This window comes from Paenibacillus sp. JNUCC 34 (assembly GCF_058269055.1).
Window position 1 is genome coordinate 5,547,542 of sequence record NZ_CM177770.1, and the last position, 26,209, is coordinate 5,573,750.

The window sequence follows — 26,209 nt, forward strand, 5'->3', positions numbered from 1 at the left end:
TGCTGAATGAATTAAGGTGATGACTCGGTTTAAAATTGTATTTTTCACTCTTGGCGTGCGAGAACGCCGGGGGTTATTTTTTTGGAAGATTAATTATTGACCGTGGAAAGTTACTATATTATGAATTATTTGGTGAAAGTAAAACCTTCTACTCCTTTTAGCCGATAAATAATTTGAGAAGTAATAGAAAAAGAGAGGATCTAATTTAAAAACGAGGACAGGCTATCAGCTGCCCGTTGGGGAAACCGGGAAGCTGAATTCTGAGATGAACAAGAAAATTTCTAGGTGGAGGTCGGCAATGAAACGATTGATGGCAGCGCTGTTAAGCTTAGTGTTAATCCTTACGGCTCATTCAGGTACGATTCAAGCCAAGGAGAGTGACACAAGTGCCGTTAGCGAACAGCAATATACACGTATCGGCGAGGATTACGACATTCTTGACGAGAATGTTCTACTGGCGAAAAACAATGGATCCGTATGGACTTGGGTCATAAATAAAGATTTTTCAAAAACTTTAGATTGCTATATAGCTGAAATGTTCCAAATTCCGGGCTTGCAGGATGTGAAGCAATTTAGATACAAATCGCAAGAGGAGAACAGTAGAGCTATCCTTAACTACGTTGCGTTAAAAAAGGATGGAACCGTATGGTTTTGGGACTCCAAAATCACCGAAACCGACGCTGCTATTATACATAGTCCTATGGGTACTCCTTCGCCCATCAAAGAGTTGAATCACGTTACTTCACTCGTCGCTGATTTTTATTACGACAATTCTAACTTCAAGACCTTGTTCGTATTAAAATCAGACGGTTCGGTTTGGAGCTGGGGAAGCGAAATAGGCGGCGCCTCGTCCATTCCGATTCAATCCAAGCTGCTTGACGATGTCGTATCCATAAGCTCGGCGAACGGTTTCGCATATGCGGTTGAAAAGGATGGTTCGGTTTGGAAATGGAGCACAAGTGACTACCTTCCGGATTATATCTCTAAAGACAAAGGACCAGAACAGGTCAAGGGTCTTAGCGATATCGTCAAGATTGAGACGGGCGCTTATCCAAACTATGCTTACAAGAAAGATGGTACGGTCTGGTCCTGGTCGGCATATAACTCTGCGAGTGTTCCCGAACAATTACATGGGGCAACCGGCGCGCGAAGTATTGTTGAATTCAGCACGATGCTGCAAGATCAATTTATTGATTCCATTTATGCTTTGCGAGCGGATGATCAGCTTTGGTCCGTGTACAACGACGATAAAGTGTTCCTCGGGCTTACGGATATCGCCTCCGTACACAATAAGGTCAAGGACAGGTATTCTAAATGGTATTATGCCTTGAAAAAGGATCAGACCTTGTGGGCATGGGAAGATAATTTGTATTCCTTGCCGAAGCTGGTTGTGTTTACGAAAGGAATGGCAGCTACTGGTTATCAAACTGGAGTAACAGACACGTCAACTGGTGATAGCTCGGGGACAACAGGCACACCCATCGGCGGTCAAACTGAAAAAACAACCCAACCGACGGGTAGTCGTCCTGAAACAACAGACCAACCAACTGCTGGTCGCTCAGAGACTAAAACTCAACCTGTTATACGGACTTCGCCGGAAATTAGCCTTTTTCCGTTTATCACGATGCTTAAGCCTGGTGAACAACAGACTATTACCGCAAGCAATGTGCTTCCTGGGACCAAAATAACGTACACCATTGACGACCCGAGCATAGGTACCTTATCGAATGTAAATGGCATAGCAGTCGTCACCGCGAATAAATCCGGACAAACTATTGTACGGGCAACCGCAACCAGGGCCGGTTTTCCGGACGAGACCGCCTACTTCTTGTTGTATATCGTTGAAGGCAGCATGCTCTCCGATACGTATTTCACTGCCGTCCGGTCTATCCCTGACGCTGACAAGAAGAATTCGGTTATCGTGGAGGGTCTGACTCAAGCGGGAGAGCTTGTGATCACGGCCGCAAGCAGCGAAAAGCCGACTCCCGTTAACGGCCAGCTCCTCATAACGCCCGAACTGATTGACCGCTTAGCCGGCAATGCGTCAAAGGCGAAGTCAGCGGTAAAGCAGGCGCTGTCGGAGAACAGGATTGCGCTTGCGAGAGAGTTAATCGTGAATGCAGAAATTTTGCCCTCGCCCGGACAAAATGAATATATTTTCAAGCTGTACAAGGATAGCTTAGTTGGTCGGAAGGATATCGACTATATTACCGTTCTTGCGGGGGATGCGAAGTTGGTGCTGAATGTTGCGACCGCAGATCGCCTGTTCGATTCGCTTCCGGTGATTGTGATTCGTCTGGTCAAAGAAAATAACGGCGGATTTCACGTACAATTCTCAGATGAACAAGGTCAGGAGCTGTCGAACGTATCAAGTAACATCCTACTCATTCTGCCTACAAAGCAGACGAATGCGACACATACCAGCGTGTTCTATTCAAATGGAAAAAAGGCTCAGCCGATCGGCGGAAAGTTCAATCCGTCCCAAAACGGCATGGAAGCGGAAATCAACCGTTCCGGGGCGTATTTCGTGGACGAAAATTCCAAGTCGTTCCCTGATGTTGACGATCGAGATCCAGAGCTGCAGCAAGCGGTTCAGTTTCTAGCCTCCAAAGGGATCGTGACCGGGAAAGACAATGGCAATTTTGAACCCGATTCCCTGCTCACCCGCGCAGAGTTCACGGCCATGCTTGTAAGAGCTTTTTATGCTTTGGATGAAACGGCGACGGAGAGTTTCTCAGACGTGCATCCGTCGCAATGGCATCATCCATATATCGCTTCATCCGAAAAGAAGCATATCGTAGAAGGTTATCCAGATGGCACGTTTAAGCCGGATCATACGATATCTCGGGAAGAAATGACCGCCATCGGCGCAAGATCCCTGCATGAAAAGAAACATTATTATTACCCTGCGAATCCGGAGGATTACCTGAGTCAATTCGTAGACAAAGAGACAATCTCCAATTGGGCCAAACCAACGATGTCCTTGGCTGTGAAGCAGCGCTTGATCGATGTTCCCGCTGATAAACGGATTAAAGCTCGCGAGGCTGTCACGCGCGGGGAAGCTGCCCGAATGCTGTACCGGCTTTATTTGCAGCTTTGACCATACAGGCCCGAAAAAACGGAAAGAAAATAAAGAAGCACAGATAATTACAGAAAAAAACGCCCTCCCGACTTCCATAAGAAAGCGGGAGGGCGTTTATATATACTTCACGTATTAGTCATAGGAAACACAGGACTTAGCCGCTCAATCTGACTCCATTATTTCAAGAAATCCTTCTTGTCCAGGGCTCGATCCACAAGACGAACCTCACTGATCCATCCGTTGAATACGCCGTCCAATTTATTAGCGTAATGACTCGCACCGACCATCCATGGCTGGTCAACTGAAGCGAGTCCGTAAGCTCTTGTGTCCGGGTTTCGCAGTACCTCGACACCATCAATATACATTGTGGTCGTAGTCCGATCATTCACAATCGAGATATGATGCCAGTTGTCATCCATCTCCCAGGACCAGTTCGTCTGCTCGCTGTCGTAATTCACAGGATACACGGCCCACTGGATTTCGCGCAGGCTAGAGACGGACATCGTAGCCAATGGCGCATCCGCGTCTCCTGCCATTTTGCCGGCATCCTTCCCGGTTCCAAGACGCCCCAAAATGCCCATCCAGGAGTGCTTGTCGCTTTGAAAATCAGGACTGAGCTTCACAATCGCTTCAACGGTATATCCATTCTCAAAGTTTTGTTTATTTAACGGTGCGTTATCCGAGGTCTCCAAATAAGACCCTTTCTCCTTTGTTTTATCACCAAAGAAGCGGATGCCTGAGCGGCTTTGCGAATTTTGCGAATTCCCCTTATACCATATCAAATCCTCCGGTGCAGAATCGCCTGCATCCTTGCGGTACAAATCGTTTCCTTGATTGCTCAAGTCTCGGACGACGGGGGTTCCGTTACCTGCAACAGCCTGACCCTCCGAGGCGGTACGATTTTCAAAACGCCAGTGAGCCTGCGTACCTTCTATACTCGGAACCTCCTTGTCAACTTGTATGGCCGGCTGGAATCCGGAGAACCGCTCTTCAAAATCCATTGAAATAGTAAAATCATTAAAATCATCGACCAGTTTTTCCTCATCAAAAATCGTTCTTTGGCTCTCCGGCATCTTCATCACCCAAGGGGAGAACGATTCGACATGAATGCGGTTTTTGGCCATATCAAATTCTAGCGTTCTCATCAATCCGTTGCCACCGTGAAAAGCACTTTGGTAATCCACGACCATCATGACCACATCGTTGCCCTTGTCATTCTTCAGTACCTTATGAGCATAGCCGTGATGATGACCGTTAACCGTCAAGAAAATCTGATCATTCTTCTTGATCAGCGTGTCCCACAAGTACTGACCATGGTCAGTCATGACCGCTTCCTTCTTGTCACCCGATATGTTAAGCAATTGGTGAGTAAACAACATAACCGGATAGTTTGGATGCTTGTCGATAACCTCCTGAGCCCACTTCAAGGATTCCTCGGACGCTCTCCAATCCAGAAACAGAGCAATATATTTCTTACCTGCTCCTTCAAATATGTAGTAGGAGTTGAAACCATCTTTCGAGTGACCGCCAAAGCCCGGAATCGACTTCATCCGATCGACAGAAAAATAGCTCAAAAACGGCTCATTCTTCAGATCACGATCATTATCATTTTGGCTCGGATCCAAGACATCATGATTGCCTGCCAGATATCCGTAAGGAAGCTTGGCCTTATCCAGTATCTGCATCACTTCGTCTGCGTTTTGCCACTCATAGCTTTCGTTAACTCTGTCAACGATATCCCCCAGATGTGAGGTGAATACTATGTTCTCCTGTTCAGCATTTTTCTTGATCCATTGTGTCTGCGACATAGAGATTTCATTTTTATAACGAGCATATTTTTGCGTATCAGGCAAAATAGCGACCTTGAAGCTGTCGTTCTCCTCTGAAGCACCAGACTTGGCTGTTGCCGGGCTGATGTCTACGAAAATCCCTATGATCAGCATGGCTGACAACAGGATGGCTAAAGCTCTTCTAAATGGTTTCATTCTGAGTTGTCCCTCCAAAATTAAGATATGGGATTATCTTAGAATTAAAATGTTATCGGAGCATAAACAGAATTGCCGCTTTTGGTTAAACTAAATTTTTCATCACATTCAAAAGTCCCATTATCCACATTTTAGAGTTTACCCTATTGACAATTTTCTTAGCGATCGTTAATAATATATATGAATAATTGATCATATACAAATAAAGTTTTGGAGGAACAATGTATGAGCCATTCACATAGTCACGATCATCATGGACACAATCACGGACATCAGCATGCACATGGACACGGAGGAAAAAATAACGCTAAAGGACTTACAATCGCATTAATCATCACAAGCAGTATTATGGTATTGGAATTCTTCGGCGGACTGATTACGAACAGCCTAGCCCTTCTCTCTGATTCCGGACACATGCTCAGTGATGTCGCAGCTCTTGCGCTTAGCCTGATAGCAATGTGGTTTGCCACCCGGTCGGCTTCACCTAGTAAAACTTACGGTTTTTTCCGGTTTGAGATTTTAGCCGCCCTCTTCAATGGCATCTCTCTCTTTGTCATCGCCGGATTTATTTGCTGGGAAGCCTACGGGCGCTTCATGGAGCCCCCAACTGTCGCCAGCGGCTCCATGATGCTGATCGCTATTATTGGACTGCTTGCCAATCTGCTGAGTGCATGGTCCTTAATGCGGAAGAGTGACATTAAGAACAATATTAACGTCCGCAGCGCATACCTTCATGTTATCGGAGATGCCCTTGGTTCTGTTGGCGCCATTGTGGCTGGCCTTCTGATGTGGCTGTTCGATTGGTATATTGCAGATCCGATCGTAAGTGTTTTTGTCGCCCTGCTCATCTTGAGAGGGGCATGGAATGTGATCAAAACAACCATTCACGTTCTTATGGAAGGCACCCCTGCTTCGGTTGATCAAGAACAGGTTATTCAGACTCTTATGGAAATTGACGGCGTGATAGATGTGCACGACCTGCACATCTGGACCATTACTTCCGGACTTGATTCCCTAAGCTGCCACCTCACCATTACGGACCACGCTAACAGCCAGCAGGTCCTTCAGGAGGCTATCATACAGATTGAAGAACGATTCAAAATTCAGCACACCACCATTCAGGTTGAGCAATCTCATATTTTACACCCTGAATTCAAAGTGTGAATCCTGAATCCAATGGCTAGAATGCAACAAACGCCGGCGTGCATACGCCGGCGTTTGTTAATTCCGTTAGATGGATACGTTGTCGTTATTTTTCATTTTCAATGGAAAATATATCGTCACCGCGGTTCCCTGCCCTACAACACTGGATATAGACATTCGGCCTTTATGTGTATCCAATATCTTTTGGACAATCATCATACCAAGACCATTTCCCTCTGGCTTCGTTGTATGGAACGGCTCTCCAATCCGATCCAGCACATCTCCCGTCATACCTGATCCATTGTCGGTGAAGGAGATAACCTGACAGCTGTCTTTTACATCCAACAAGATGTCAATGTTCCCACCAAAGGGAAGTGCCTCCATAGAGTTTTTCAAAATATTCAGAAATACCTGCTTAATTTGGTTCCGATCGCAAGTGATCTCCTGGCTGTGAAGACATTCCGTCCGGATCTCTACATGGTTCAGCGCCGCCTGGATTCCGAATACGTGCAACACTTCTTTTAAAATCGTCTCGCACTGCTCCTGTTTGAACTGGACCGCTTGAGGCTTGCCCAGAATTAAAAACTCACTGACAATCAGGTTCATCCGCTCGAGCTCAGACATGATCAGATTATAATGACGCAGTTTAGCGTCTTGACTGGATAGCTGCAGTATTCCCTTCACCGTAGTTAGAGGATTACGCACCTCGTGCGCAATACTTACTGCAAGTTGGCCGGCGAACACCAATTTTTCCGTATTCCGCAGCACTTCCTCGGTATTCTTCATTTCGGTAATATCACGCAGACTTCCTACCACCCCGGTCATAACGCAGTTCAGATCATACACAGGCAGTACATCGAGAATGTAATAGTGGACAACTCCATTTATTGAGATGGATAACTCCTGGCCGATGCATTGATCTTGGTTCTCTATGACCTGTTTAAAATAACAACCTATCTCATTTATTCCGAATACAGGCGCCCCTAGATAAGTTCTTTTGTTCGCAGCGTTAAGGTTTAATATTTTCATACTGTTTTCGTTCATTTGAACGACATTACCTGCCGGATCTGTAACTAACACCCCGTAATAGTTCGTCTCCAACAGCAGTTGGTTCAAAATATGAAGCTGGCTGTTCTGCTTGCGCAGCGTCAGCTCCCGCTCTACAGAATCTGCAATCGTACTCAGCAGTGACATTAAATGGGGGTGGGCAAAATCAACATCCGTCATCAAAGAGATCGTTCCTGCAATCGAATCTCCTCCTTCGAAGTAAAAGGGAGCCGAATAGCAAGCGATACGGTGCAGAGCACCATGATAATGGTCCTTGCCAATCAACTGGAAGGGCCGCCGGCTCAGAAGACATAGATCAATAGAGTTCGTTCCGGCGTCTTCGTTATATCTTACACCTTCTGCAATACCGAGCTGGTTTACGGTTTCTAAAATAGAAGGGTTACCTGCAAATTCAAGAACGTATCCCTCATAATCTGTAATCGTAATTAATATCGGGTTGTCAGAAACAGAAGCAAGGAATTTCTCCACAAAATAGTGGATAACTTCAATACATTCCATGTAGATTTTTTGTCTATCTACTAGCTGTTTCTTAGAAAAACGACAGATAAACTTTGGAGGAACACTTGGATCTATCCCCTTATTTCTACAATGTTGTTTAGATTTCCGTATAATCTCCTCATCCGTTAGTCCATCGTATAATCTATTCATGTGACATACCCCATTTTTCATGCTGTCGTAGAAATCTCTCTCTGATATTCTACCATCCCTGCGTTTATCCTTCACCCCGCTATTTTTACGAATCATATAAGTTACTAAGGGATACATTCTTCCACCTAGGGATAAGTATCTACAAAATGTAATATTTTACTTTAAAATCAATTATTGTTGAAAAGGGCACTCATCAGTAATAACAAAACTACCAACATTCGTTAAGGAGGGAATTCATATCACAATGGGGTTATGGCTTCCAAAGTGGAGCGGAATGTATTTGCATGTTAAATGGTTTACGAAGGATCATACGTGGATCCCCCAGCCGATGTCTCAGGTTATTAACACATCTTTCCTCTTTTGGCTCGGGTTCACGGTAATCGTACTGCTCCTCTTGGCGTTCTTCCACGATACACTTGAACGTATCCCGTTCATTAGGCGTATTCATGAGTGGCTAAGTCTATTAAAAAAACAAGGACAGCTCATCCTCCGTATTGGCCTCAGTTTAGGGCTTTTGCTACAGCTCAGCACGGGGACATACATATCACCTGAATTCGCTCCAGAAGGCGCCTGGGTGGACATCGTGCTAATCGTAGCCATTGCGGGATTAATTCACCGGAAAACTTTATTTATTAGCAGTACCGCTATACTCTTGTTGTATATTCACGCTACTTTGGTATACGGCATCTTTCATACCCTCGACTATCTGTTTTATCCAGGAATCGTGTATTACCTGTATGTGTGCACAACACGTTGGAGAGCGACAGCAGCCCCTGTCCTGTATGTATCCACAGGCTTGTCTCTCGCCTGGCTTGCCATGGAGAAGATGACCATCGCCAAGCTTGCGCAATCACTCATGCATGATTATGGTATTCCCACATTGGGATTTAGCGTCGATGACTTCGTTCTAATCAGCGCCTTCATCGAAATGGGACTCGCCTGGTCATTTATTGTTGGCTTCATGAACAGATTCACCTCAATTCTGCTGACGGGTGTATTTCTAATGACCACCATGGTGTTCGGTATAAAGGAAATCATCGGACACACCATTATCCACACACTGCTTATCATGTTTCTCATTGAAGGGAGCGGCGATTATAAAACACCATTTCAGTTTCACCGTTCCTCTATACTACGCGGCCTATTTGTAGCTGTGAACTTTTGTATATTCCTGTTCGGATTGATGGCCTTGTACATCTGGATGGGGCAAATGGGTGGCCATCATCACTAAATTTCGATCAGCATTTAATGAATGCGCTTCCCTGATTTATCATCTATGAAAAGGGCTATCCACAATGTCTACACCAGCAGAAGATTGGGACAGCCCCATCCTAGTCTTCTGAGCGAGCCTTATCTTAACCTCGCGGATGCCATCGTGTGGAACAGCAATGAAACTCCTCTGAAAAAATCCATTCACCGGGTTCAAACAATCATATCGCATAGTGTCAACGAAGAATAAATATGGCTGTTGCTCAACCTTCACGCTAGACGGCAAGGGGCTGCCTGGACAAAATCTTATCAGACTTTGCCTCGGCAGCCCCTTTTACGTTGTAACTCTTATTGATTGAGTAGAAATTCCTCGCCTGCAATACCTGGCGAAGTCATATGGTACGGATCCAAAATCACACGGATCTGTTCTTCGGTCAGAAGACCTTTCTCTAAAATAATCTCTTTCACATTCTGTCCTGTCTGCTGCGCTTCTTTCACGAGACGGGAAGCGACATCATACCCCAGATGCGGATTCAAAGCGGTAATAATACCGAAGCTTGTGTCTACATAATGCTTGCATCTGTCGATGTTAGCCTGCAGATCCGCAATGAGGTTTTTGTTGAACACATCCATGCCGTTCTTCAGAATCTTGATGGATTGCATCAAATTGTTCGCCGCGACCGGCATCATGACGTTAAGCTCGAACTGTCCCGCTTCACAAGCCAGACAGATCGTATGATCATTGCCCATGACCTGGAAGGAAATCTGATTCATCACTTCCGCCATTACCGGATTGACTTTGCCCGGCATAATGGACGATCCCGGTTGTCTAGCCGGTACCAATAGCTCATTAAAGCCAGCCTTCGGCCCGGATGCCATCATACGAATGTCATTGCACATCTTGGATATATTGACAGCACAAACCTTCAGAGCTGCCGACAGCTCCAGATAAGCATCCGTATTTTGCGTGGCGTCAACCAGATCCTCAGCCTGCTCCAGAGCTATTTGGGTCTGCTCCTGCAGCAAACTAACAACACTCTCCATATATTCTACAGGTGCGTTGAGGCCCGTCCCTACAGCCGTCGCGCCCATGTTTATTTTTAACAGACCTTGTGCAGCTCGCTCAATACGTCCGATGTCTCTGCTCAGCACTTTACCATATGCACTGAATTCCTGACCCAAGCGAATCGGCACAGCATCCTGAAGGTGGGTTCGGCCCATTTTGATGACATGGTCAAACTCCTTCGCTTTCTCGTTAATACCGTTCACCAGCGCGCGGAACACAGTCAACAGATCCTGTGTCAAACGGTAGGCTGCGATGCGAATGGCGGTTGGAATGGCATCATTGGTCGATTGGGACATATTTACGTGATTGTTAGGATTACAGTAGAAATAGTCCGCTTTTCCCTTACCCATTAACTCCAGCGCCCGGTTGGCCAGTACCTCGTTCATATTCATATTAATGGAGGTACCTGCTCCACCCTGAATGGAATCGACGATAAACTCTGAACGAAACTGTCCTTCGATAACCTCGTGAGCTGCTTCTACAATGGCATTGCCGATACCTTTCGGAAGCAGACCCAGTTGCATATTTGCAAGCGCCGCAGCTTTTTTCACCTCAGCCAGTGCAGAGATCAATTCTCCATGAATAGGAACCCCACTGATCGGAAAGTTCTCCACTGCTCTGACCGTGTTAATTCCGTAATAAGCCTGCGCGGGCAGCTGTCTCTCACCGAGGAAATCTTTTTCAACCCGATAATTCACGTCCATGATCTTCATCACCATTACCTTTCGAATTCCAGCATGTCATGTCTGGTACTGTAAACATTCGGTTTCGTCGATAATATTCCTTTAATTTTTACAAATATTTTGTAGAGTAATCTTTGGTTTGTTCAGACAGTCATTTTGAACTAATTAAAACATATCCTTCCTCGAACGGAAATAGACGCTTTAGCTTCAATTTCTCCATCATTTCTCTGATTTCCGATTTCATCATTTGCCCACTTTTCAAGTGATTCAAATCACCCAGCTTAACCCCTTTGCTCCCTATACTTAACCGTATAGAATAGCTTTTAACCTTTGGCGGTCACCACATCGCACTCTATAAAACTGCTAGAAACGGGAGGTTTTAATTCATGAGTCAAATTACGCTAAACACACTTGTTGCCGATATTGTTACCGATATTCCGAGGTCTGCCGATCTGTTCCGGAAGCTACGGATTGATTTTTGCTGTGGCGGGAAAATCGCGCTAGAACAAGCAGCTCTTAATCGTAACCTGGACCCGCTGCAAGTCCTTTCTGAAATATTAGATATAGACAAGAAACAAAAAGAGTATGCGGAACAATACATGGCTGCCGAGCGGAGTGAAAAAGAACTGATCACCCACATTCAGCAAAAGCACCACGCTTTTCTTAGAGATGAGCTCCCCCAGCTAACCCCATACGTTACAAAGCTTGCCCGTGTGCATGGGGAGAAGAACCCTCATCTCTTACGTGTACAGGAAATCTACTCTAGTCTGAAGCAAGAACTTCTGGAACATACCGAGGATGAGGATCAGGTTGTATTTCCACGGATCATCGATTTCATGAATGAACCAACGGCCATAGCCTCTGAGGCACTCAAACCTCATGTTCTGGAGCTTGAGAACGAGCATGAAGCCGCAGGCGATCTGCTCAAGGAGCTTCGTGAAATCACGAATGACTTCGAACCGCCTGCCGATGCCTGTGGTACGTATCGTCTCGTATATTCGCGTCTGGCGGCACTCGAGAAGGACACCTTTGAGCATATCCATCTGGAGAATAATGTATTATTCGAAAAGGTCCGCGCAGCCATGTAAGTAAGAAAGTGTAGTATTTAACGTCATTATTTTCAAAGTACTCACCTGTTCTTATCTCTTCATAAAACTGACAAAAAACCGTTCCGGATAGACCCTAGGTCTAAACGAAACGGTTTTTTGCATGCCGACTATATCGCTGATGTATCTACAAACAGCGTATCCACAAAACTTCTGCAATACTCCTCGGCAACCTGCTCCGCACTGTATCCCTTATCGCGCAAATACAAAATAATATCAGCCCGTGGAAGTGAGGACAATAATATGGATGTAAATTCCGGATCCATCGGCCTCAGTTCTCCTTGCTCACCCGCATACTCCAGAAGGCTTTTTACCTGTAATCGTAAATAGGTGAACGGCGGGTTTTCACACAGCTCGTTCTTGGTGTCCTCCAGTCGGCCGGTAGATAGTATAATCCGAAGCCATTCCAGATCTTCATTGAAGTGAAGAATCAATCTAGTCATAATAGTGCGAATCCGGACGGCAACCGGTTCGTCACCACTGCCCCGAAGGTAGTCATCCAATTCTTGCATAAATCGATCGATCTTCGCTTCCATCAGGTAGAAGCAAATTTTGCTCTTGCTCGGATAACGGCGATACAAGGTGCCTTGACCTATACCAGCTGTTTTCGCCACCTGATGCATGGAAACGTCCTCGACTCCGTATTTATTAAATAAAGCTTGAGCCGTATCCAGAATCTTTTGACCTAATTCGTCATTCTCTTTTCTACTCGCCAATGCATGCATTCCTCTCTAATGAATACACGGGGAACCTTTATGCGGCTGACTTTTCTTCTGCGGACGGTGAATACGTACGTTTAACAAAGAAGCCCAGCACCAAGGCAACAACTGCAAGAACGAGCCCGGTTATGAATGCACTATGAAGACCTGCAACCATAATCTCCACCGGATTCTGATCCCCGGTCGTTATAGCGTAATTTTTGGATCCCGCTGTCATGATACTAATAAAGAGTGCCATACCAATGGCCCCTGCGACCTGCTGCAAGGTACTCATAATCGCTGTACCATGCGGGTACAACAATCGCGGCAGCTGATTCAAGGCCGTCGTCTGGGCCGGCATCATGACCATGGAAATTCCTATCATCATCATAACATGGAGGAAGGTTACATAACCACCCGTCCATGAAGCATCAATGCGGGAGAATAAGAAGATGGCGATACATAAAAGAGCCAGACCAGGTATAATCAGAAATCTCGGTCCGAACTTATCAAACAGCTTGCCTGTAATCGGAGCCATCAGACCATTGATAATCCCCCCCGGCATCATGACAAGCCCTGCGGCTAACGCGGTCAGGCCTAGCGCATTTTGAAGAAACAATGGCAGCATGATCATGGTCGAGAACATACTCATCATCAATACAAGCATCAGCACGGTGACCAGTGAAAACATCGGATATTTAAACGTACGCATATCCAGCATAGGTTCCTTCGATTTCAATTGACGCACTACAAAGAGTAGCAAGCCGATCGCCCCGGCTGTAATGCACCATACAACCTTCGGATCAGACCAGGAGCCCTCTCCTGCACTGCTGAATCCGTACACGATTCCACCAAACCCAATCGTCGAAAAAATGATGGAGATGAAATCGACCTTCGGTTTTGTAAGCTCCGTAACGTTCTTTAGATAAATGCTTCCGAACAAAATTGAGAAAACCGCAAGCGGAATGATCAGGAAAAACAACCAGCGCCAATTGAGCGCATCAACAATCAATCCGGACAATGTAGGTCCGATCGCAGGGGCTGTCATAATAACCAATCCGATCATCCCCATAGCCGCTCCTCGGTTCTCAGGCGGATAAATACTAAGTATCGTATTCATCAGAACGGGCATCAACAATCCTGTTCCGAAAGCCTGCAGGATCCGGCCACACAGCAGCACCTCAAATGCCGGTGAAAAACCACAAACAATTGTACCAATCAAAAATAGCGTCATAGCGCCTATGAACATCTGCCTTGTTGAAAACCACAACTGGAGCAATGCTGTCACCGGTACCAGAATCCCGACAACCAGCATGTAGGATGTTGACAGCCATTGAACCGTCGACTCCCCGATACCGAACTGCTCCATCAAGCTCGGGAAAGCAATATTCAGCAGTGTCTCGTTTAAGATAGAAACGAATGCGCCAATAATCAGTGCAGCTACAATCGGCCCTCTCTTTATCTTGCTTAGATCAATTTTGGCCGAACTTGGCCCCACTCCCATATCCAAGACCTTATCCTCCCTTGTTTCTGTATGCGGACAATTGTCCGGTAGTGCGTTTTTTATTTTAGCGGACAATTGTCCGGTAGTCAACCCAAAATTTACCTAAATTTCAAATGCCAATGCGTTTAAAAATTGCATCTAAAAAAAAGATCCGCCAGCTTCATAGTCTGGTCAGATCCTTCGCATTCTATATCTTCTTATATCAGATTCAATCTAACTTGATAGGTATTCGGTCAATAGAGTTGCATATAACGATGAGCAGTTCAGGATATTGCGCAAGAAATTCCAGTACGGCTTCATCGTCAGGCGTCATTCCCTCCATATGATGAAGTTATTTAAATGTCGAATTCGCCATAGCGGCTATGATGTGCTTCTGCATGACCGTAAATACAAACACAATCGGTATAATCGCCATCACACTAGATGCCATAATGACATTGAAGAACATGGCTTCATTCCCCGCGATGGAATCCCGCAGCATGGCGATACCTACTGTCAGTACACGCATATTGTTGTCATTCGTCATGATCAAGGGCCAGAAATACGAGTTCCAGGATGAGATGAAGATCAGAACACCCATCGTTACAATTGTAGGCCTTGCCATCGGGAACAACAGCTTGTACAGAATAGAGAACCGTCCGGCTCCATCTACACGCGCCGCTTCTAACACGTCGTTGTTGATCGTTTTAAAGGCCTGCCTCAGCAGGAAAATCGCATAGGCGGAAGCACCATGTGGCACAATGAGTGCCCAAAAGGTGTTCAGCCAATCGAGCTTGGACATCATGACATACACTGGAACGAAAATAACCTGCTCTGGTACAATCAGCGCTGCTAGAACCAGGAAAAACAGAGCATCCCGTCCCCAGAACCTTCCCTTGGCAAAAGCATATGCCGCCATCAATGCCACATTAAGCTGAAGAATAATAGTCCCCACTGCCATAATCAGCGTATTACTGAAGAATCGCGCGTAAGGGATGACCCGGAAAGCTTCCACAAAGTTCTCCCAGGCAAAGGTCTCCGGCCAAAATGTAGGAACAGCCATCCGCATCTCAGACTGTGTCTTGAGCGCGCTGATCAGAAGCCAATACACCGGAAAGAACATAACCAGTGTTACAAGAACCGCTGCAATAATCCGAAGCAGCAGTAGTAGCTTGCGGTTCTTCGCCGATCCAGCCATATAATTATCCTTCATAGTGCACCTTCTTCCTGCTGACCAACCATTGAACCAATGTTAACAGCAATATAATGACGAATAGAATCATGACAAGCGCAGACGCTCTACCTGTTTTAAACTCCGAGAAGGCCATCGTATAAATCCAATACACGATTGCGTTCGTCGCCTTTAGTGGACCGCCGTTAGTCATCACATCAATCGACTGGAACACCTGCATTGACGATATAAAACTTGTGATGACAAGGAACAGAGTCATTGGGGATAAGAGCGGCAGCGTGATATTGCGGAACTGCCTGAACTTGCTCGCTCCGTCAATAGATGCTGCTTCGTAGTACTCTGCCGGAATCCCGCGCATGCCTGCAATAAAGAGAATCATCGCGAAGCCTACGCCTTTCCAGACCGAAACCGCGACTAGCGCCGGCAGTGCGGTAGAAGGATTGGTCAGCCAGTCGACTGGATCCATTCCGAACCAAGATACAATTCCGTTTAGAAGTCCATATTGTCCGTTGTAAATCCATGTAAATACCATGGCCGCCACAACCATCGAGATATAATACGGCATAAAGATCACACCCCGCATAAAGCCGAATAGACGCGAGGATGAAACATTGAGCAGCAGCGCTAGCAGCAACCCTATGACAAGCGTGAATATAACATCCATCAAGGTGTACAATAACGTGACTTGTAAGGACTGGTAAAAGTCCTCATTGGCCAACAGGCGGGTATAGTTATCAACACCCACAAACTTTTTTTCCGGACGCGTCATGTTCCAGTTCGTGAAGCTTATATAAATGGAATAGGCAAGTGGATAATACAAGAACACGCCCATGAACAGCAGTGCGGGGACAGCAAATGAAAAGTCCTTCCATTTCTCGATCAGCGTGTGAGACATCCGTGTAGAGACCGAAGCGGTCGCCCGATTGGACGCCGCCTTTGTCACTTGTTTATTGGTCTCCATAGGCATCACTCATAGTCAGCCAGAATATCGTTGATCTTCTTGGCTGCATCCTTCATAAGTGGTGTCGGGTCTTTTTGGTTCAGCACCATTTCCCCTACAACTTCTTTATAAACCTCACTGAATTCAGGATAAGCCGGGTGCTGCAAGCGCGGTGTCACTTCATCGAAATGCTCGTATACCGCTCTGTACTGTGGCCATCTTTCAAAATATTGGTTGCCTTCCTCAGACTCAATGGCCGATTTTCTTGTCGGAAGGTATCCAACGGATTCAGCCCACTTGATATTATGGTCAGCCGAAGTCATGAACTCAATGAATTTCCACGCTGCTTCTTTCTCCAGATCCTTGGCTCCATCCATCATAACGATACCTGCGCCGCCAATGTTGGAGGTACGGACTTTATCCCCAGGAAGGAAGGATACACCCACTTCAAAATCTGCATTTTCACGGTACATTTTAAGCATAGCGGAAGTATGCTGCACCATGGCAATCTCCCCATTCAGGAACATTTGACGCATGTTGTCAGAGGCACCTTTACCGTAGCCCATATGCATGCTGCCGTCATTTTGCCATTTGTAGAAGTTCTGAATGTAACGAAGTGACTCTTCATTCTCAACAGCCGAGGCACTCCGGTCTTCAGTCAAAATTTGCCCACCACCGTTAATGTTCCAAGGATCATAGTACCAAGAATCCCAGCCTGGAACGGAGAAAGCATAACGCGTCGTTTTGCCGCCTTCTTTCTTCGCTACTTTTGCATTGAAGTCCTCAATCTCATCCCACTTCTGCGGCGGCTCTACGCCCAACTCGTCCAGTATCGTTTTGTTGTAAACAAACACGCTGGTACTTACAATCAGAGGGAATCCATACTGCTTACCGTTATATGCATAAGCGTTCAGCATCCCTTGGGAGAAATCGTCCGTCTTCACTTCATCACGCTTGATCCATGGACCCAGGTCTGCAAATACACCGCTGTCCGCAAAGTTCGCGAGAGATGATACCTCAACATTGGTTACAGCTGGTACATCATTCGCAGCTACTGCAGCCGACAGCTTCTTGTGAAGATCACCATAACCGCCCTGAAATACCGGCTCAACTGTGATATGAGGGTATTTCTTCTGGAACTCCCCAATCATATAGTCCAAGCCTTCAAGCTGGCCATCTGCATGTGAATGCCAATATTGGATTTTGATTGGAGTTGTGTCATTCTTCATATCCATCGAAGCAGCTTCCACATCATCAATGGAAACCTCCCCTCCGGCACTCTCACTTCCACCGCCGCCTCCGCATGCAGTGGAAATGACCATAAATATAGTCAGTAACGTCAACAACCATGTTTTCTTTTTCATAGAATTTCTCTGTCCCCTTTCGGATCATGTCCTCAATAATTCGCAATAAAATGACTTCTTAAGCTATCTTCCTAGTGGCATTCTATCTTGTGATAGCAGGAATACTTTCTCAAAAACTATCTTCCTCCCCCTTTAAAAACGCACAAAAAATAGAGACATAAATGAGCGTAACCTAAGAGCCACTACCTCCTAAAAGGCTAGAGTAGCTGCTACCGGGTTATCTCATCGTCTCCACCCCTAGCAAAATATGAAATTATATCCTTATGATAAAGCGACATGATCAAGCAGGTATTAGCGGTATGTAAAATTTATGTAAACGAGAGGGGGAAGATATATGCATTGACCTCTTATCAAACAGCTAGTTCAGCAGTATCTTTTGTCGCATTAATACAAGATAACCAACTAGGCACAACAGATCCGCAGATGGAAAAAGTGTTATCGATAATAAAATAAATAAGCCTGCACCCATTACTATCCCGGGGCAGGCCTTTTGCTCTACTTGTTGTTACATCGTATTTTTTCAAAGAATAATCTACTCTCAGCTTCTTTTTACAGATTGGGAGACAATAAATGCCTGTATTTCCTCTTTGGTGGGGATAGAGGTTTGCGCTCCCGGCCTCGTAACCGACAGGGCTGCCGCCGCAGTAGCGAAGGCCAGCGCTTCTGTCGTCCCCAAGCCGTCCGCACAAGCGGCGGCGTACGCACCGATAAACGTATCGCCCGCTGCCGTTGTATCCACAGGCTTCACACGGAATGCCGGAACGACTGCTCGGTCTCCATGTACATTCATATAGAAACAGCCCTGCTCGCCGAGCGTAATAATGACATTCGATGTCCCTCGGCCAATAATATGCTCAGCTGCAGCCTCAGCGGAGATAACATCATCGACCTTTACACCCGTGATGACGTTCGCCTCAGTCTCGTTCATAATGAGCGTATCCAGCTGGGGAAACAGCTCCTGAGGTATATCTCTGGCAGGTGCGGGATTTAACCAGACTCGAACGCCAGCGGAACCCGCCGTGCTTATGACATGCTGTGTCGTCTGCCACGGGATTTCGTTCTGGAGTAGCACGGCGTATACTCCGTCCCATTGAACCTCCGCGTCAACATCGTCCCCTGTCAGCTTGCCATTCGCGCCCTCCGACAAGACAATGTTGTTCTCGCCTTCTTCATTAACGGTGATGATTGCGAAGCCCGAAGTGCCTTCTTTGCTTAAAATGGATTTAACTCCGACTTGCCGGTCCTCCAAGCTTGCAACCAAGGTATCCCCAAAAGGATCCAAGCCGACCGCCCCTACCATGGCACAATCTGCCCCGGCCCGCGCCGTAGCAACCGCCTGGTTGGCCCCCTTCCCTCCCGGAAAGAACATCGTACCGCTGCTGTGAATAGTCTCGCCCGGCAGCGGAAATTGACTTACGCTGCTAACAACGTCCATATTAATACTTCCTATAACCAAAAGCTTTTGCAACGTTCTCCGCTCCTTTCTCCTTCACGGCTTCATTTCGGCATGAACCCGAACATCGCTAATCTCGTTCTCCCCTTGTTCAAGACAGCCGAAGCCAAACATACCGTGAGCGAAGGAAGCGTCCGTGCATTCCAGCACATTGTCGCCATTAATATACAGCATGAACCTATCTTTCTCCGCGACCAGCTTGAACCGGTACTGCTTGCCATGCTCCCAGTCGTAGCGGACGCTGATCAACCGCTCATGTCCGAAATCCTGCCGGATGAACGAAACCTTGCCCGGACCATCGAAGCCTGCCAAATAGTGACGCATGATACCATTTGCTCTTGTGATCAGGCAATGGCTTACGCCGGAAATGGGCTTTATCGTCGCTTCTACAACCATATCGTCAGCATAATAATTGCCAGAGTAAGAGGAGCAATCGCCATCCGCCGTACAATGCAGCGTGCCTCCGGCAAGCTCCCACTTGCCCCTGTGATGGGAGAACGGCGTGATCGAAGCAAACTCCTTCACCTGCTTAGCAAAATCGATCGTGTAGTCCGCCGTACCAGTGATGCAGAATTGCCCGATGAACAGGCTGCCTAAGGCGCGGTCCAGGAGCGGCGAACGGCTCTCCAAAATCCAGCCGATTTCGTCGATCATAGCACCTTCCGTATCCGGAAGGTCGAAGGTGACGTCATTCCATTGACCGCTCACCGGTGTAACGGTCACCAGCCGTACCTCCTCCCGAGTATGCGTATTCCGCACATACGGCGTCAACGTAATCGGCTCGCCTTCCCACTGATCTACATAGATTTTGGCGGATACCGTCTGGCCGCTATATGCCAACGGCGCAAAAGTGGGCTTGTATTTTTCATCATTGAATTCTTCACGGCGATAAAAAGGCTTGTAGTATATTTTGCTGCTGTCGCCCTCAACCAGTCTGTCAAAAACAACTTCAAGTGAGCCTCTTCCATCAAACGCGTGTTTAACCGAATGGCGTACAACCGGTGTCTTAAAAGAATTACTTGTCCTAAAGCCATGTGTTGAGCCCGGCAGGTCAAAGTCAAAGTAAATCTCCCCTGGTTTCACCCGCTGAATCAACTCTGCCGGTGCCTTCTCGCCATTTAACCGGTAGCCTAGCAGTACCAGCTCACGAGCGAAGGTTGGAAAGTCAACGAGATTCAAGTAACCGGACACGCTGGACGCAACGATAAAATCGTTAATTGGCTTGCGGTAATGCTCCGGAATACCGTCCAGACCGCCGAACACACCGAGGATAGTTCCGACGTTGCCCGCATTGCAATCCGTATCCCAGCCGCACATCGATGCGATCTCCACGGTTCGCGCGAATTCTCCCTCACCGTACAGCAAGGCCAGCACACACACGCCAGCATTCGGAATAATGTGACAGACGCCTGTATATTTATCGTAGCCCCAATGGTCCTCCAAGTATTGACGGCAAGCGCGGAAGTCGGATGGATTCTCGCGGTGGAAGTTGATAACGGCATGCACGACGCGTGCATAAGTAGAGTCTTCAGGAATCATACGAAGCCCCGCAGCCATAATCTCGTCAATGGAGGACGCATCGAAAGCCTTCGCAATGCAGGCTGCCATGAAGCGGGCGCCATACAAGCCGTTGCCGTCATGCGAGACACTGGCTGCTTTCTCGGCGTAGTCAGCCGCCTTCTCTATTTGACCCGGGAACAAGAGTCCCCAGGAATCAATGAAGATCTGACCTCCGATCTGTTCCGCCATCTCAGTACCGTTCACTTCAATGGAACCGGAGCGTGGAGCTGAAATTCCTTTTCGCAGATTGACATAAGCCCGATGTTCCGTGCTTATATCCTCGCCGCCCCACCAGAACATGCCGATGCCTTCACGCACATAATTGAGCCATGATCTGCCTACATCCTCCGGCTCAAGCTCACGATCCACCGCATCGTCGTATAGCGCACGGATAAAAAATACTGGCCCGTTCGCATCATCATCGGCGGCAAAGATATTGTATGATTTCACATAATCGCGAATGTCGCCATACACATCCCGAATACGTTCATAGGTCCAGGCAACAGGCTCGATAGGTGCGCCGAGCCGTATGCCAATGTTCATCCCGATAAATCCTGCATATACCGTCTCTACATAATTTTTAGGTATCATTTGCTCTCCCTCCTAGCCTCACTAGATGATTTACAGATTATTAGCCCCTGCATCACTACGAATGCGGATTATTATTGTTCGATCTATATTAGTCGAAAATATTCTTCCTTGCTTCATGGGCGGTAATATCGTCTTTAATGATCTCAGCTGCAACCTCGCTGAACCGGTCGGCAACCGCGTACAAATCGAGACGGTTCACCTTGTTCAGCTGCTCGATATCCTCCTTGCGAATGGCCTCTGAGCCATACATCGCCCCGAGAATCACGCCGGCCATAACCCCGATGGAGTCTGTGTCGCGTCCGGAGTTTACACCGTCCAGGATTGTACGGTAATACTCTCCTTCGTTCAGGACCATAAAGGCGAGTGCCATCGGCAGCTCTTCAATCGACCATAGGCGGCTTGGTGTGTAATGATTGCTTGGAATGCCGACCTTGTCGATATGACGGCTAACATCATCACCCATCGGAGAATATTTCATCATAATCGACTGAAATACATCGATTACTTTATCCATATCATCCCGTTCCTGCCGTAGTTTGCGAGCCGCCTCCGTCAGCTCCTGAATGGCTGCTTTTGTCCCGTCTTTTGCAAGGCTAATCGCGATATCGACAATATCCTCCACCATCACACCAGGTTCAAAAGCTTTGGCAACGCAAGCTGCCAGAACCCCCGCTGCCTCCAGCCCATAGCTGCTCTGATGACCCATCGCGAACAGAATCGCTTCGTCATAAGCAGCCTTGGGATGGCCTGCATTAACAATCCCAATCGGGGCGATGTACATCGCCGCCCCGCAGTTTACCATATTGCCGACGCCGCCTTCTCTCGGGTCGCAGTTCGCAAGCACATGGCGCATGAAGATATATTTTTCAGGGTAGAACAAACGGTCAATAATGAACGTCTCCTGATTCAGTTCGGGTACGAACGTCTTGCGAAAGGCGATCTCTTTCACGAATTCATTGCCCATATCATAAGCGTCCAGATGTCTACCCTCAGTGAGATACACATTCATAAGTGCAATGGTCATGAGTGTATCGTCCGTAACAATGCCGTCGCCTCTTACCCGGCCGAGCCTCGCGTCTGGATGTAAATCCATCTTGTGCCATCTTGTCATCAGAGACTCCACGCGGCCATATTTTGATTTAATCTCCCCGTACGTCAGCTTCTCAATCGGTGCTCCCATTGCATCTCCGAGCGCGGTAGAGATCACCACGCCCCTTACCCGGTCACGAAACGAAGTCATAGTTTATTAAGCTCCTTACTTGATGTTTTCGTTAGCATACTTCGTAATTTCTGCTCCGCCAGCCGCATTCCATGCCTCTACAAATTGATCGAACTGGGACAGATCTTTCTTGCCTGTAATAAAGTCCGTTGAATATTCCTTATACAGATTGTTCATCGCATCCCAGTTAGCTGTGAACTGCTCGGGAATGATGAAGTTATTGTCTTCCGTGTAGAAATCGGACGCCAACTTCAGCGATTCTGTTCCCGGCTCTCCCAGCAGCGGCGTTTTAAGCGGGGTCTCCGCCTTCATCTCCGTCGGCTCCCAGAAACGTGCATACCATTCGCTGTAATATTTCTCGTTCAGTTCAATCTTGCCGTCGGCAACGGTATAATGTTCATTCTCGAAACCGAGTCGATCCAGCATTTGCCCCTTCGGACTTGCCAGATAATCAAAGACCTTGAAAGCAACATCTTTATGCGGTGACTGTGAAGAAATAGCAAGACCTCTTGATTCCTTCGTAACGTCAGTTGCACCTAATCCTTGCGCTTCACCTTTGGCTGGCGGCAGCACGATCAGATTGGCATCATCCCCACCTAGTTCCTGCATTCTACCATCGTACAGATCAATGATTTTACCAGCTGTACCCGTAATAACAGCTGCATCACCTTTATAGAAGGCATCTTCCTTCGTATCCCACTGCTTTGTAATAAACTGCGGGTCAAGCAATCCTTCTTTATACAGTTTGTTATAGAAGGTCAGCTTTTCTTTCTCTTTTTGAGATACTTTAGAATATTCATAAGTTCCGTCATCCTTCTTCAGCCAAGTCGTATCGAGACCGAAGGCGGTATTAAAAATAAAGTTGATTTCCGTAATATCTCCCGCTGCCGTCAGGGCATAACTCGGCTTGCCATTACCTGGCTTCTTCTCCACCAATTCCTTGAAGAAAGCGTAATAGTTGTCTACAGTCGGGTTATCCATTAGCGCTTTGGAGCTTTCCATCGTATTAAACCAATCGGCACGGACGACCGGAGTTTTCGGAGCAAGCGGCTTAATCCACAGCAGGTACGGATAGCTTTCCATCCGCGTTTTGTTGTGCGGCTCAATGATGTCTTTGATATAAGCCGATTTCTCGATATACGGAGTCAAATCCTCCAGCAGCCCTTGATCGGAGATTTGTTGGTCACCGCCCTGGAAGTAAATAATATCTGGGATGGTACCCCCAAGCAGAAGGAGGTTCAAGTTCTCTGCATAACTACCTTGTGCCAAATCTACAAGCTCGAACTTAACGTTTAATCCTTCGTCTTCCGCGAGTGATTTCTCCAGATTTTCAAAGAATTTAACAGAGACAGGGTTCGCCGTTCCTTCATCCTTGTACACGATCTTCAATGTAACCGGATCACTGTTTACCTCAGGCTGGGTGGTCCCAGTCCCAGGCTCGGGCTGACTCGCACCTGGCGAACTGGAGTTCGAGTTCGATGTACATGCGGACATGACCATAGCCAGCATGGCAACGATTAATAACAGGCTTACCTTTTTCATGTTCATTTTTCTCCCCTTTTTTTGAATTTGAACATTATAGCTGCCACTAAGCTGCCCTTCCCCGTTTAATCCTTGACCCCTCCTTCCAGTTCACCTTTAGCGTAGTATTTCAAAATGAAAGGATATAGGAATAGCAGCGGCACAATCGCAATCATAATCGTACCTGCCTGCAGGGAAGCAAAATCAAAGTTAATCGCGCTGTCAAACATATTCTGGGTACCAATCAATGAGGTATTGTCCTTACGAACAACAAACTGTCTCAAAACAACCTGCAGCGGCCATTTGCTCGGGTCTGAAATGTAGAGGGTTGCTCTGAAGTATTCATTCCAGTGATACACCCCATAGAATAATCCCAGTGTCGCCAGCCCTGGCTTGGACAGCGGCAGGATGATCTTGCTGTATAAACGGAAATGCCCTGCACCGTCCATACGGGAGGCCTCCAGGATTTCCTCCGGAATATCCTGAATGAACCGCATCAGAATAAAGAGATAGTATACATTGATGGCTTTATACAGTATCAGTGAAGTAAGCGTGTTCATAAGTCCGAGATCCTTGACCAGCAAGTACTCGGGAATCATTCCTGGCTCGAACACCATAATGACGATGAGAAAAAGCAACACTACTTTTTTACCGATGAATTCGGTTCTGGCCAGCACGTACGCTGCCATGGAGGTCAGAAACAGATTTAGAAACGTACCTGCGACGGTAATCCAGACCGAGTTCAGAATACTTCCCGTGATCAGTGGATTGGATAATAAAAGTTGATAGTTGATCGTTGAGAATCCCTTAGGAATGAGATCCAGTCCGCTCATCAGATGGACCTTGCCTGGGTCTGTCAGAGACAGTGCCAGCAGATTCAGGAGAGGAACCAGTACCATGAGTGTGAACACAAACAGCATCAGATATATGACAATTTTAGAAAACTCCAGCCGTCTCATCGTAAATTCCTCCTTTACCAGACACCCTTACCCGAGATGCGTTTCGATATAAAATGCGTACCCAGGATAAGAACGATACCGATAACGCCCTTGAACAAGCTAGCCGCGGTGGCGTAAGCAAACTGTCCGCTTCCGATACCAATTCGGTAAACATAGGTGTCCAGAATATCCACCACACTAATGATAGAATCGTTCATAAAGTTAAATACCTGATCGAAACCAGCATTCATGAAGAAGCCAAGATTCAGAATGAAGACGGTTACAACTGTGCTGTATAAATGAGGAAGCGTAATGTATCTCATCTGCTGTAGCCGGGTAGCACCGTCAATCTTGGCTGCTTCATACAATCCTGGGCTGATCTTCATAATAGCTGCTAAATAAATGATGGAATCCCAGCCTGCACTCCGCCAAATTTCTGAGAAAACGAGTACCCAGCGGATATGCTCCTTGCTAGTCATGTAATCAACCGATGGCAGTTGAAAGAAATTCGCAATCAGATTGACTCCGCCGTCGGCAGGATTCAAGAGGCTGATCCAGATCCCTGCAATAACGACCCAAGATAGAAAATGTGGCAAATAGACAACGGATTGCACATATTTGCGGTATCTGGAACTACGTACTTCATTAATCAGCAGCGATAGCATGATAGGAATCGGAAATACAAATATAATTTTCATCAAACTGATGATGATGGTATTCTCAAGTACACTTGTAAAAGCGGGTGAGCTGAAGAGTGTCTTAAAGTGTTTCCAGCCAACCCAGACATGGTCACCCAGAATACGATAATCCTGAAAAGCGAGCTTCATGCCGTACAGTGGAATAAGGTGAAAGATAAAAAAGTAGAGCAGAGGTAATGACAGCATCGCGTACAATACCCAATCCTGTCTCAAACGTCTTAGCACCTTCATAGACTACCCCTCCCCCGAATGATCGATGGACAACTTCATGAGAGGAGCATGCTGCTGGGCTCCATACACATCGCGGTCGCCGACGCTGCCGGACGAAATGTCCCGCGAGATGGTAATCTTGAAGCCGAGCGCCTGGTCGAAGAATACCAGGTGATGAATCTGCTCCTCCTTGATCTGATACAATTCACATATCGTTCGTTTGGTAATACAGCCGGATTGTTTCACTTTGTCATACTGCTCTTTGGAATCAAACAGCACGTCTAGTGTAATTTCGAAGGGGCCGGAGTTTTTACTTCGCAGCACCTTCGCCAGGTCGCCGAGTTGAGTCACA

The 26,209-nt window shown here is 46.8% G+C and carries 19 protein-coding genes; 4 read left to right on the top strand and 15 right to left on the bottom strand.

Annotated features, from left to right (window positions below; all coding sequences use genetic code 11):
* Positions 1-298: 298 nt before the first annotated feature.
* Positions 299-3,100 (top strand): S-layer homology domain-containing protein, encoded by a 2,802-nt coding sequence (locus AC2TF5_RS25705; protein ID WP_491299910.1) that lies wholly within the window; start codon positions 299-301, stop codon positions 3,098-3,100.
* A 158-nt stretch (positions 3,101-3,258) separates the two neighbouring features.
* Here AC2TF5_RS25705 and AC2TF5_RS25710 read toward each other — a convergent pair whose 3' ends face one another.
* Positions 3,259-5,067, bottom strand: coding sequence for a LamG-like jellyroll fold domain-containing protein (locus AC2TF5_RS25710; RefSeq protein ID WP_491299911.1), 1,809 nt, complete (start codon positions 5,065-5,067; stop codon positions 3,259-3,261).
* A gap of 225 nt (positions 5,068-5,292) precedes the next feature.
* On the opposite strand from AC2TF5_RS25710, the gene AC2TF5_RS25715 reads away from it, so the two are divergent.
* Positions 5,293-6,231, top strand: a complete 939-nt coding sequence (locus AC2TF5_RS25715) for a cation diffusion facilitator family transporter (protein ID WP_491299912.1) — start codon at positions 5,293-5,295, stop codon at positions 6,229-6,231.
* A gap of 66 nt (positions 6,232-6,297) precedes the next feature.
* Here AC2TF5_RS25715 and AC2TF5_RS25720 read toward each other — a convergent pair whose 3' ends face one another.
* Positions 6,298-7,926, bottom strand: a complete 1,629-nt coding sequence (locus tag AC2TF5_RS25720; RefSeq protein ID WP_491299913.1) for an ATP-binding protein — start codon at positions 7,924-7,926, stop codon at positions 6,298-6,300.
* A 244-nt stretch (positions 7,927-8,170) separates the two neighbouring features.
* Here AC2TF5_RS25720 and AC2TF5_RS25725 point away from each other — a divergent pair, with 244 nt between their 5' ends.
* A complete protein-coding gene (locus AC2TF5_RS25725) occupies positions 8,171-9,157 on the top strand; it encodes a hypothetical protein (protein WP_491299914.1) in 987 nt (328 codons plus the stop codon).
* Between the two features lie 326 nt (positions 9,158-9,483).
* Here the strand turns inward: AC2TF5_RS25725 and AC2TF5_RS25730 are convergent, their stop codons facing one another.
* Entirely contained in the window at positions 9,484-10,914 is a 1,431-nt protein-coding gene (locus AC2TF5_RS25730) for an aspartate ammonia-lyase (protein WP_491299915.1), read from the bottom strand.
* A 356-nt stretch (positions 10,915-11,270) separates the two neighbouring features.
* On the opposite strand from AC2TF5_RS25730, the gene ric reads away from it, so the two are divergent.
* On the top strand, positions 11,271-11,972 hold the full coding sequence (gene ric, locus AC2TF5_RS25735) for an iron-sulfur cluster repair di-iron protein (protein WP_491299916.1): 702 nt from the start codon (positions 11,271-11,273) through the stop codon (positions 11,970-11,972).
* Between the two features lie 128 nt (positions 11,973-12,100).
* Here ric and AC2TF5_RS25740 read toward each other — a convergent pair whose 3' ends face one another.
* The 12 genes from AC2TF5_RS25740 to AC2TF5_RS25795 all read right to left on the bottom strand — a co-directional run bounded on the left by AC2TF5_RS25740 (position 12,101) and on the right by AC2TF5_RS25795 (position 26,208).
* Positions 12,101-12,706 carry a TetR/AcrR family transcriptional regulator gene (locus AC2TF5_RS25740; protein ID WP_491299917.1) on the bottom strand — a complete coding sequence of 202 codons (606 nt, stop codon included), beginning with the start codon at positions 12,704-12,706 and terminating at the stop codon, positions 12,101-12,103.
* 37 nt (positions 12,707-12,743) lie between these two features.
* A complete protein-coding gene (locus AC2TF5_RS25745) occupies positions 12,744-14,192 on the bottom strand; it encodes an MDR family MFS transporter (RefSeq protein WP_491303002.1) in 1,449 nt (482 codons plus the stop codon).
* Between the two features lie 331 nt (positions 14,193-14,523).
* The gene (locus AC2TF5_RS25750; RefSeq protein ID WP_491299918.1) at positions 14,524-15,384 is read right to left on the bottom strand and encodes a carbohydrate ABC transporter permease; all 861 of its coding nucleotides are present in this window, start codon (positions 15,382-15,384) and stop codon (positions 14,524-14,526) included.
* A complete protein-coding gene (locus AC2TF5_RS25755) occupies positions 15,374-16,330 on the bottom strand; it encodes a carbohydrate ABC transporter permease (RefSeq protein WP_491299919.1) in 957 nt (318 codons plus the stop codon). Before AC2TF5_RS25755 ends, AC2TF5_RS25750 begins: the two co-directional genes overlap by 11 nt.
* Complete coding sequence (locus tag AC2TF5_RS25760) at positions 16,330-17,667, bottom strand: ABC transporter substrate-binding protein (protein ID WP_491299920.1); 1,338 nt, start codon at positions 17,665-17,667, stop codon at positions 16,330-16,332. The genes AC2TF5_RS25755 and AC2TF5_RS25760 overlap by 1 nt, the downstream gene beginning before the upstream one ends.
* A 538-nt stretch (positions 17,668-18,205) precedes the next feature.
* Positions 18,206-19,135 (bottom strand): ribokinase, encoded by a 930-nt coding sequence (gene rbsK, locus AC2TF5_RS25765; RefSeq protein ID WP_491299921.1) that lies wholly within the window; start codon positions 19,133-19,135, stop codon positions 18,206-18,208.
* Between the two features lie 21 nt (positions 19,136-19,156).
* A complete protein-coding gene (locus tag AC2TF5_RS25770) occupies positions 19,157-21,271 on the bottom strand; it encodes an ADP-ribosylglycohydrolase family protein (RefSeq protein ID WP_491299922.1) in 2,115 nt (704 codons plus the stop codon).
* An 88-nt stretch (positions 21,272-21,359) separates the two neighbouring features.
* Positions 21,360-22,511, bottom strand: a complete 1,152-nt coding sequence (locus AC2TF5_RS25775; protein WP_491299923.1) for an ADP-ribosylglycohydrolase family protein — start codon at positions 22,509-22,511, stop codon at positions 21,360-21,362.
* Between the two features lie 15 nt (positions 22,512-22,526).
* Positions 22,527-24,032: an extracellular solute-binding protein gene (locus tag AC2TF5_RS25780; protein ID WP_491299924.1), complete on the bottom strand. Its 1,506-nt coding sequence runs from the start codon at positions 24,030-24,032 to the stop codon at positions 22,527-22,529.
* Positions 24,033-24,097: 65 nt separating this feature from the next.
* Positions 24,098-24,970: a carbohydrate ABC transporter permease gene (locus AC2TF5_RS25785; RefSeq protein WP_491299925.1), complete on the bottom strand. Its 873-nt coding sequence runs from the start codon at positions 24,968-24,970 to the stop codon at positions 24,098-24,100.
* Between the two features lie 14 nt (positions 24,971-24,984).
* Entirely contained in the window at positions 24,985-25,878 is an 894-nt protein-coding gene (locus AC2TF5_RS25790; protein WP_491299926.1) for an ABC transporter permease, read from the bottom strand.
* Between the two features lie 3 nt (positions 25,879-25,881).
* Positions 25,882-26,208, bottom strand: a complete 327-nt coding sequence (locus AC2TF5_RS25795; protein WP_491299927.1) for a DUF4387 domain-containing protein — start codon at positions 26,206-26,208, stop codon at positions 25,882-25,884.
* Position 26,209: the final 1 nt, after the last annotated feature.

Coding starts and splice junctions, on each gene's coding strand:
- AC2TF5_RS25770 (WP_491299922.1), bottom strand. CDS start 21,271: ATGATACCTAAAAATTATGTAGAGACGGTATATGCAGGATTTATCGGG.
- AC2TF5_RS25760 (WP_491299920.1), bottom strand. CDS start 17,667: ATGAAAAAGAAAACATGGTTGTTGACGTTACTGACTATATTTATGGTC.
- AC2TF5_RS25785 (WP_491299925.1), bottom strand. CDS start 24,970: ATGAGACGGCTGGAGTTTTCTAAAATTGTCATATATCTGATGCTGTTT.
- AC2TF5_RS25750 (WP_491299918.1), bottom strand. CDS start 15,384: ATGAAGGATAATTATATGGCTGGATCGGCGAAGAACCGCAAGCTACTA.
- AC2TF5_RS25725 (WP_491299914.1), top strand. CDS start 8,171: ATGGGGTTATGGCTTCCAAAGTGGAGCGGAATGTATTTGCATGTTAAA.
- AC2TF5_RS25790 (WP_491299926.1), bottom strand. CDS start 25,878: ATGAAGGTGCTAAGACGTTTGAGACAGGATTGGGTATTGTACGCGATG.
- ric (WP_491299916.1), top strand. CDS start 11,271: ATGAGTCAAATTACGCTAAACACACTTGTTGCCGATATTGTTACCGAT.
- AC2TF5_RS25715 (WP_491299912.1), top strand. CDS start 5,293: ATGAGCCATTCACATAGTCACGATCATCATGGACACAATCACGGACAT.
- AC2TF5_RS25775 (WP_491299923.1), bottom strand. CDS start 22,511: ATGACTTCGTTTCGTGACCGGGTAAGGGGCGTGGTGATCTCTACCGCG.
- AC2TF5_RS25720 (WP_491299913.1), bottom strand. CDS start 7,926: ATGAATAGATTATACGATGGACTAACGGATGAGGAGATTATACGGAAA.
- AC2TF5_RS25705 (WP_491299910.1), top strand. CDS start 299: ATGAAACGATTGATGGCAGCGCTGTTAAGCTTAGTGTTAATCCTTACG.
- AC2TF5_RS25745 (WP_491303002.1), bottom strand. CDS start 14,192: ATGGGAGTGGGGCCAAGTTCGGCCAAAATTGATCTAAGCAAGATAAAG.
- AC2TF5_RS25730 (WP_491299915.1), bottom strand. CDS start 10,914: ATGAAGATCATGGACGTGAATTATCGGGTTGAAAAAGATTTCCTCGGT.
- AC2TF5_RS25755 (WP_491299919.1), bottom strand. CDS start 16,330: ATGCCTATGGAGACCAATAAACAAGTGACAAAGGCGGCGTCCAATCGG.
- AC2TF5_RS25710 (WP_491299911.1), bottom strand. CDS start 5,067: ATGAAACCATTTAGAAGAGCTTTAGCCATCCTGTTGTCAGCCATGCTG.
- AC2TF5_RS25780 (WP_491299924.1), bottom strand. CDS start 24,032: ATGAAAAAGGTAAGCCTGTTATTAATCGTTGCCATGCTGGCTATGGTC.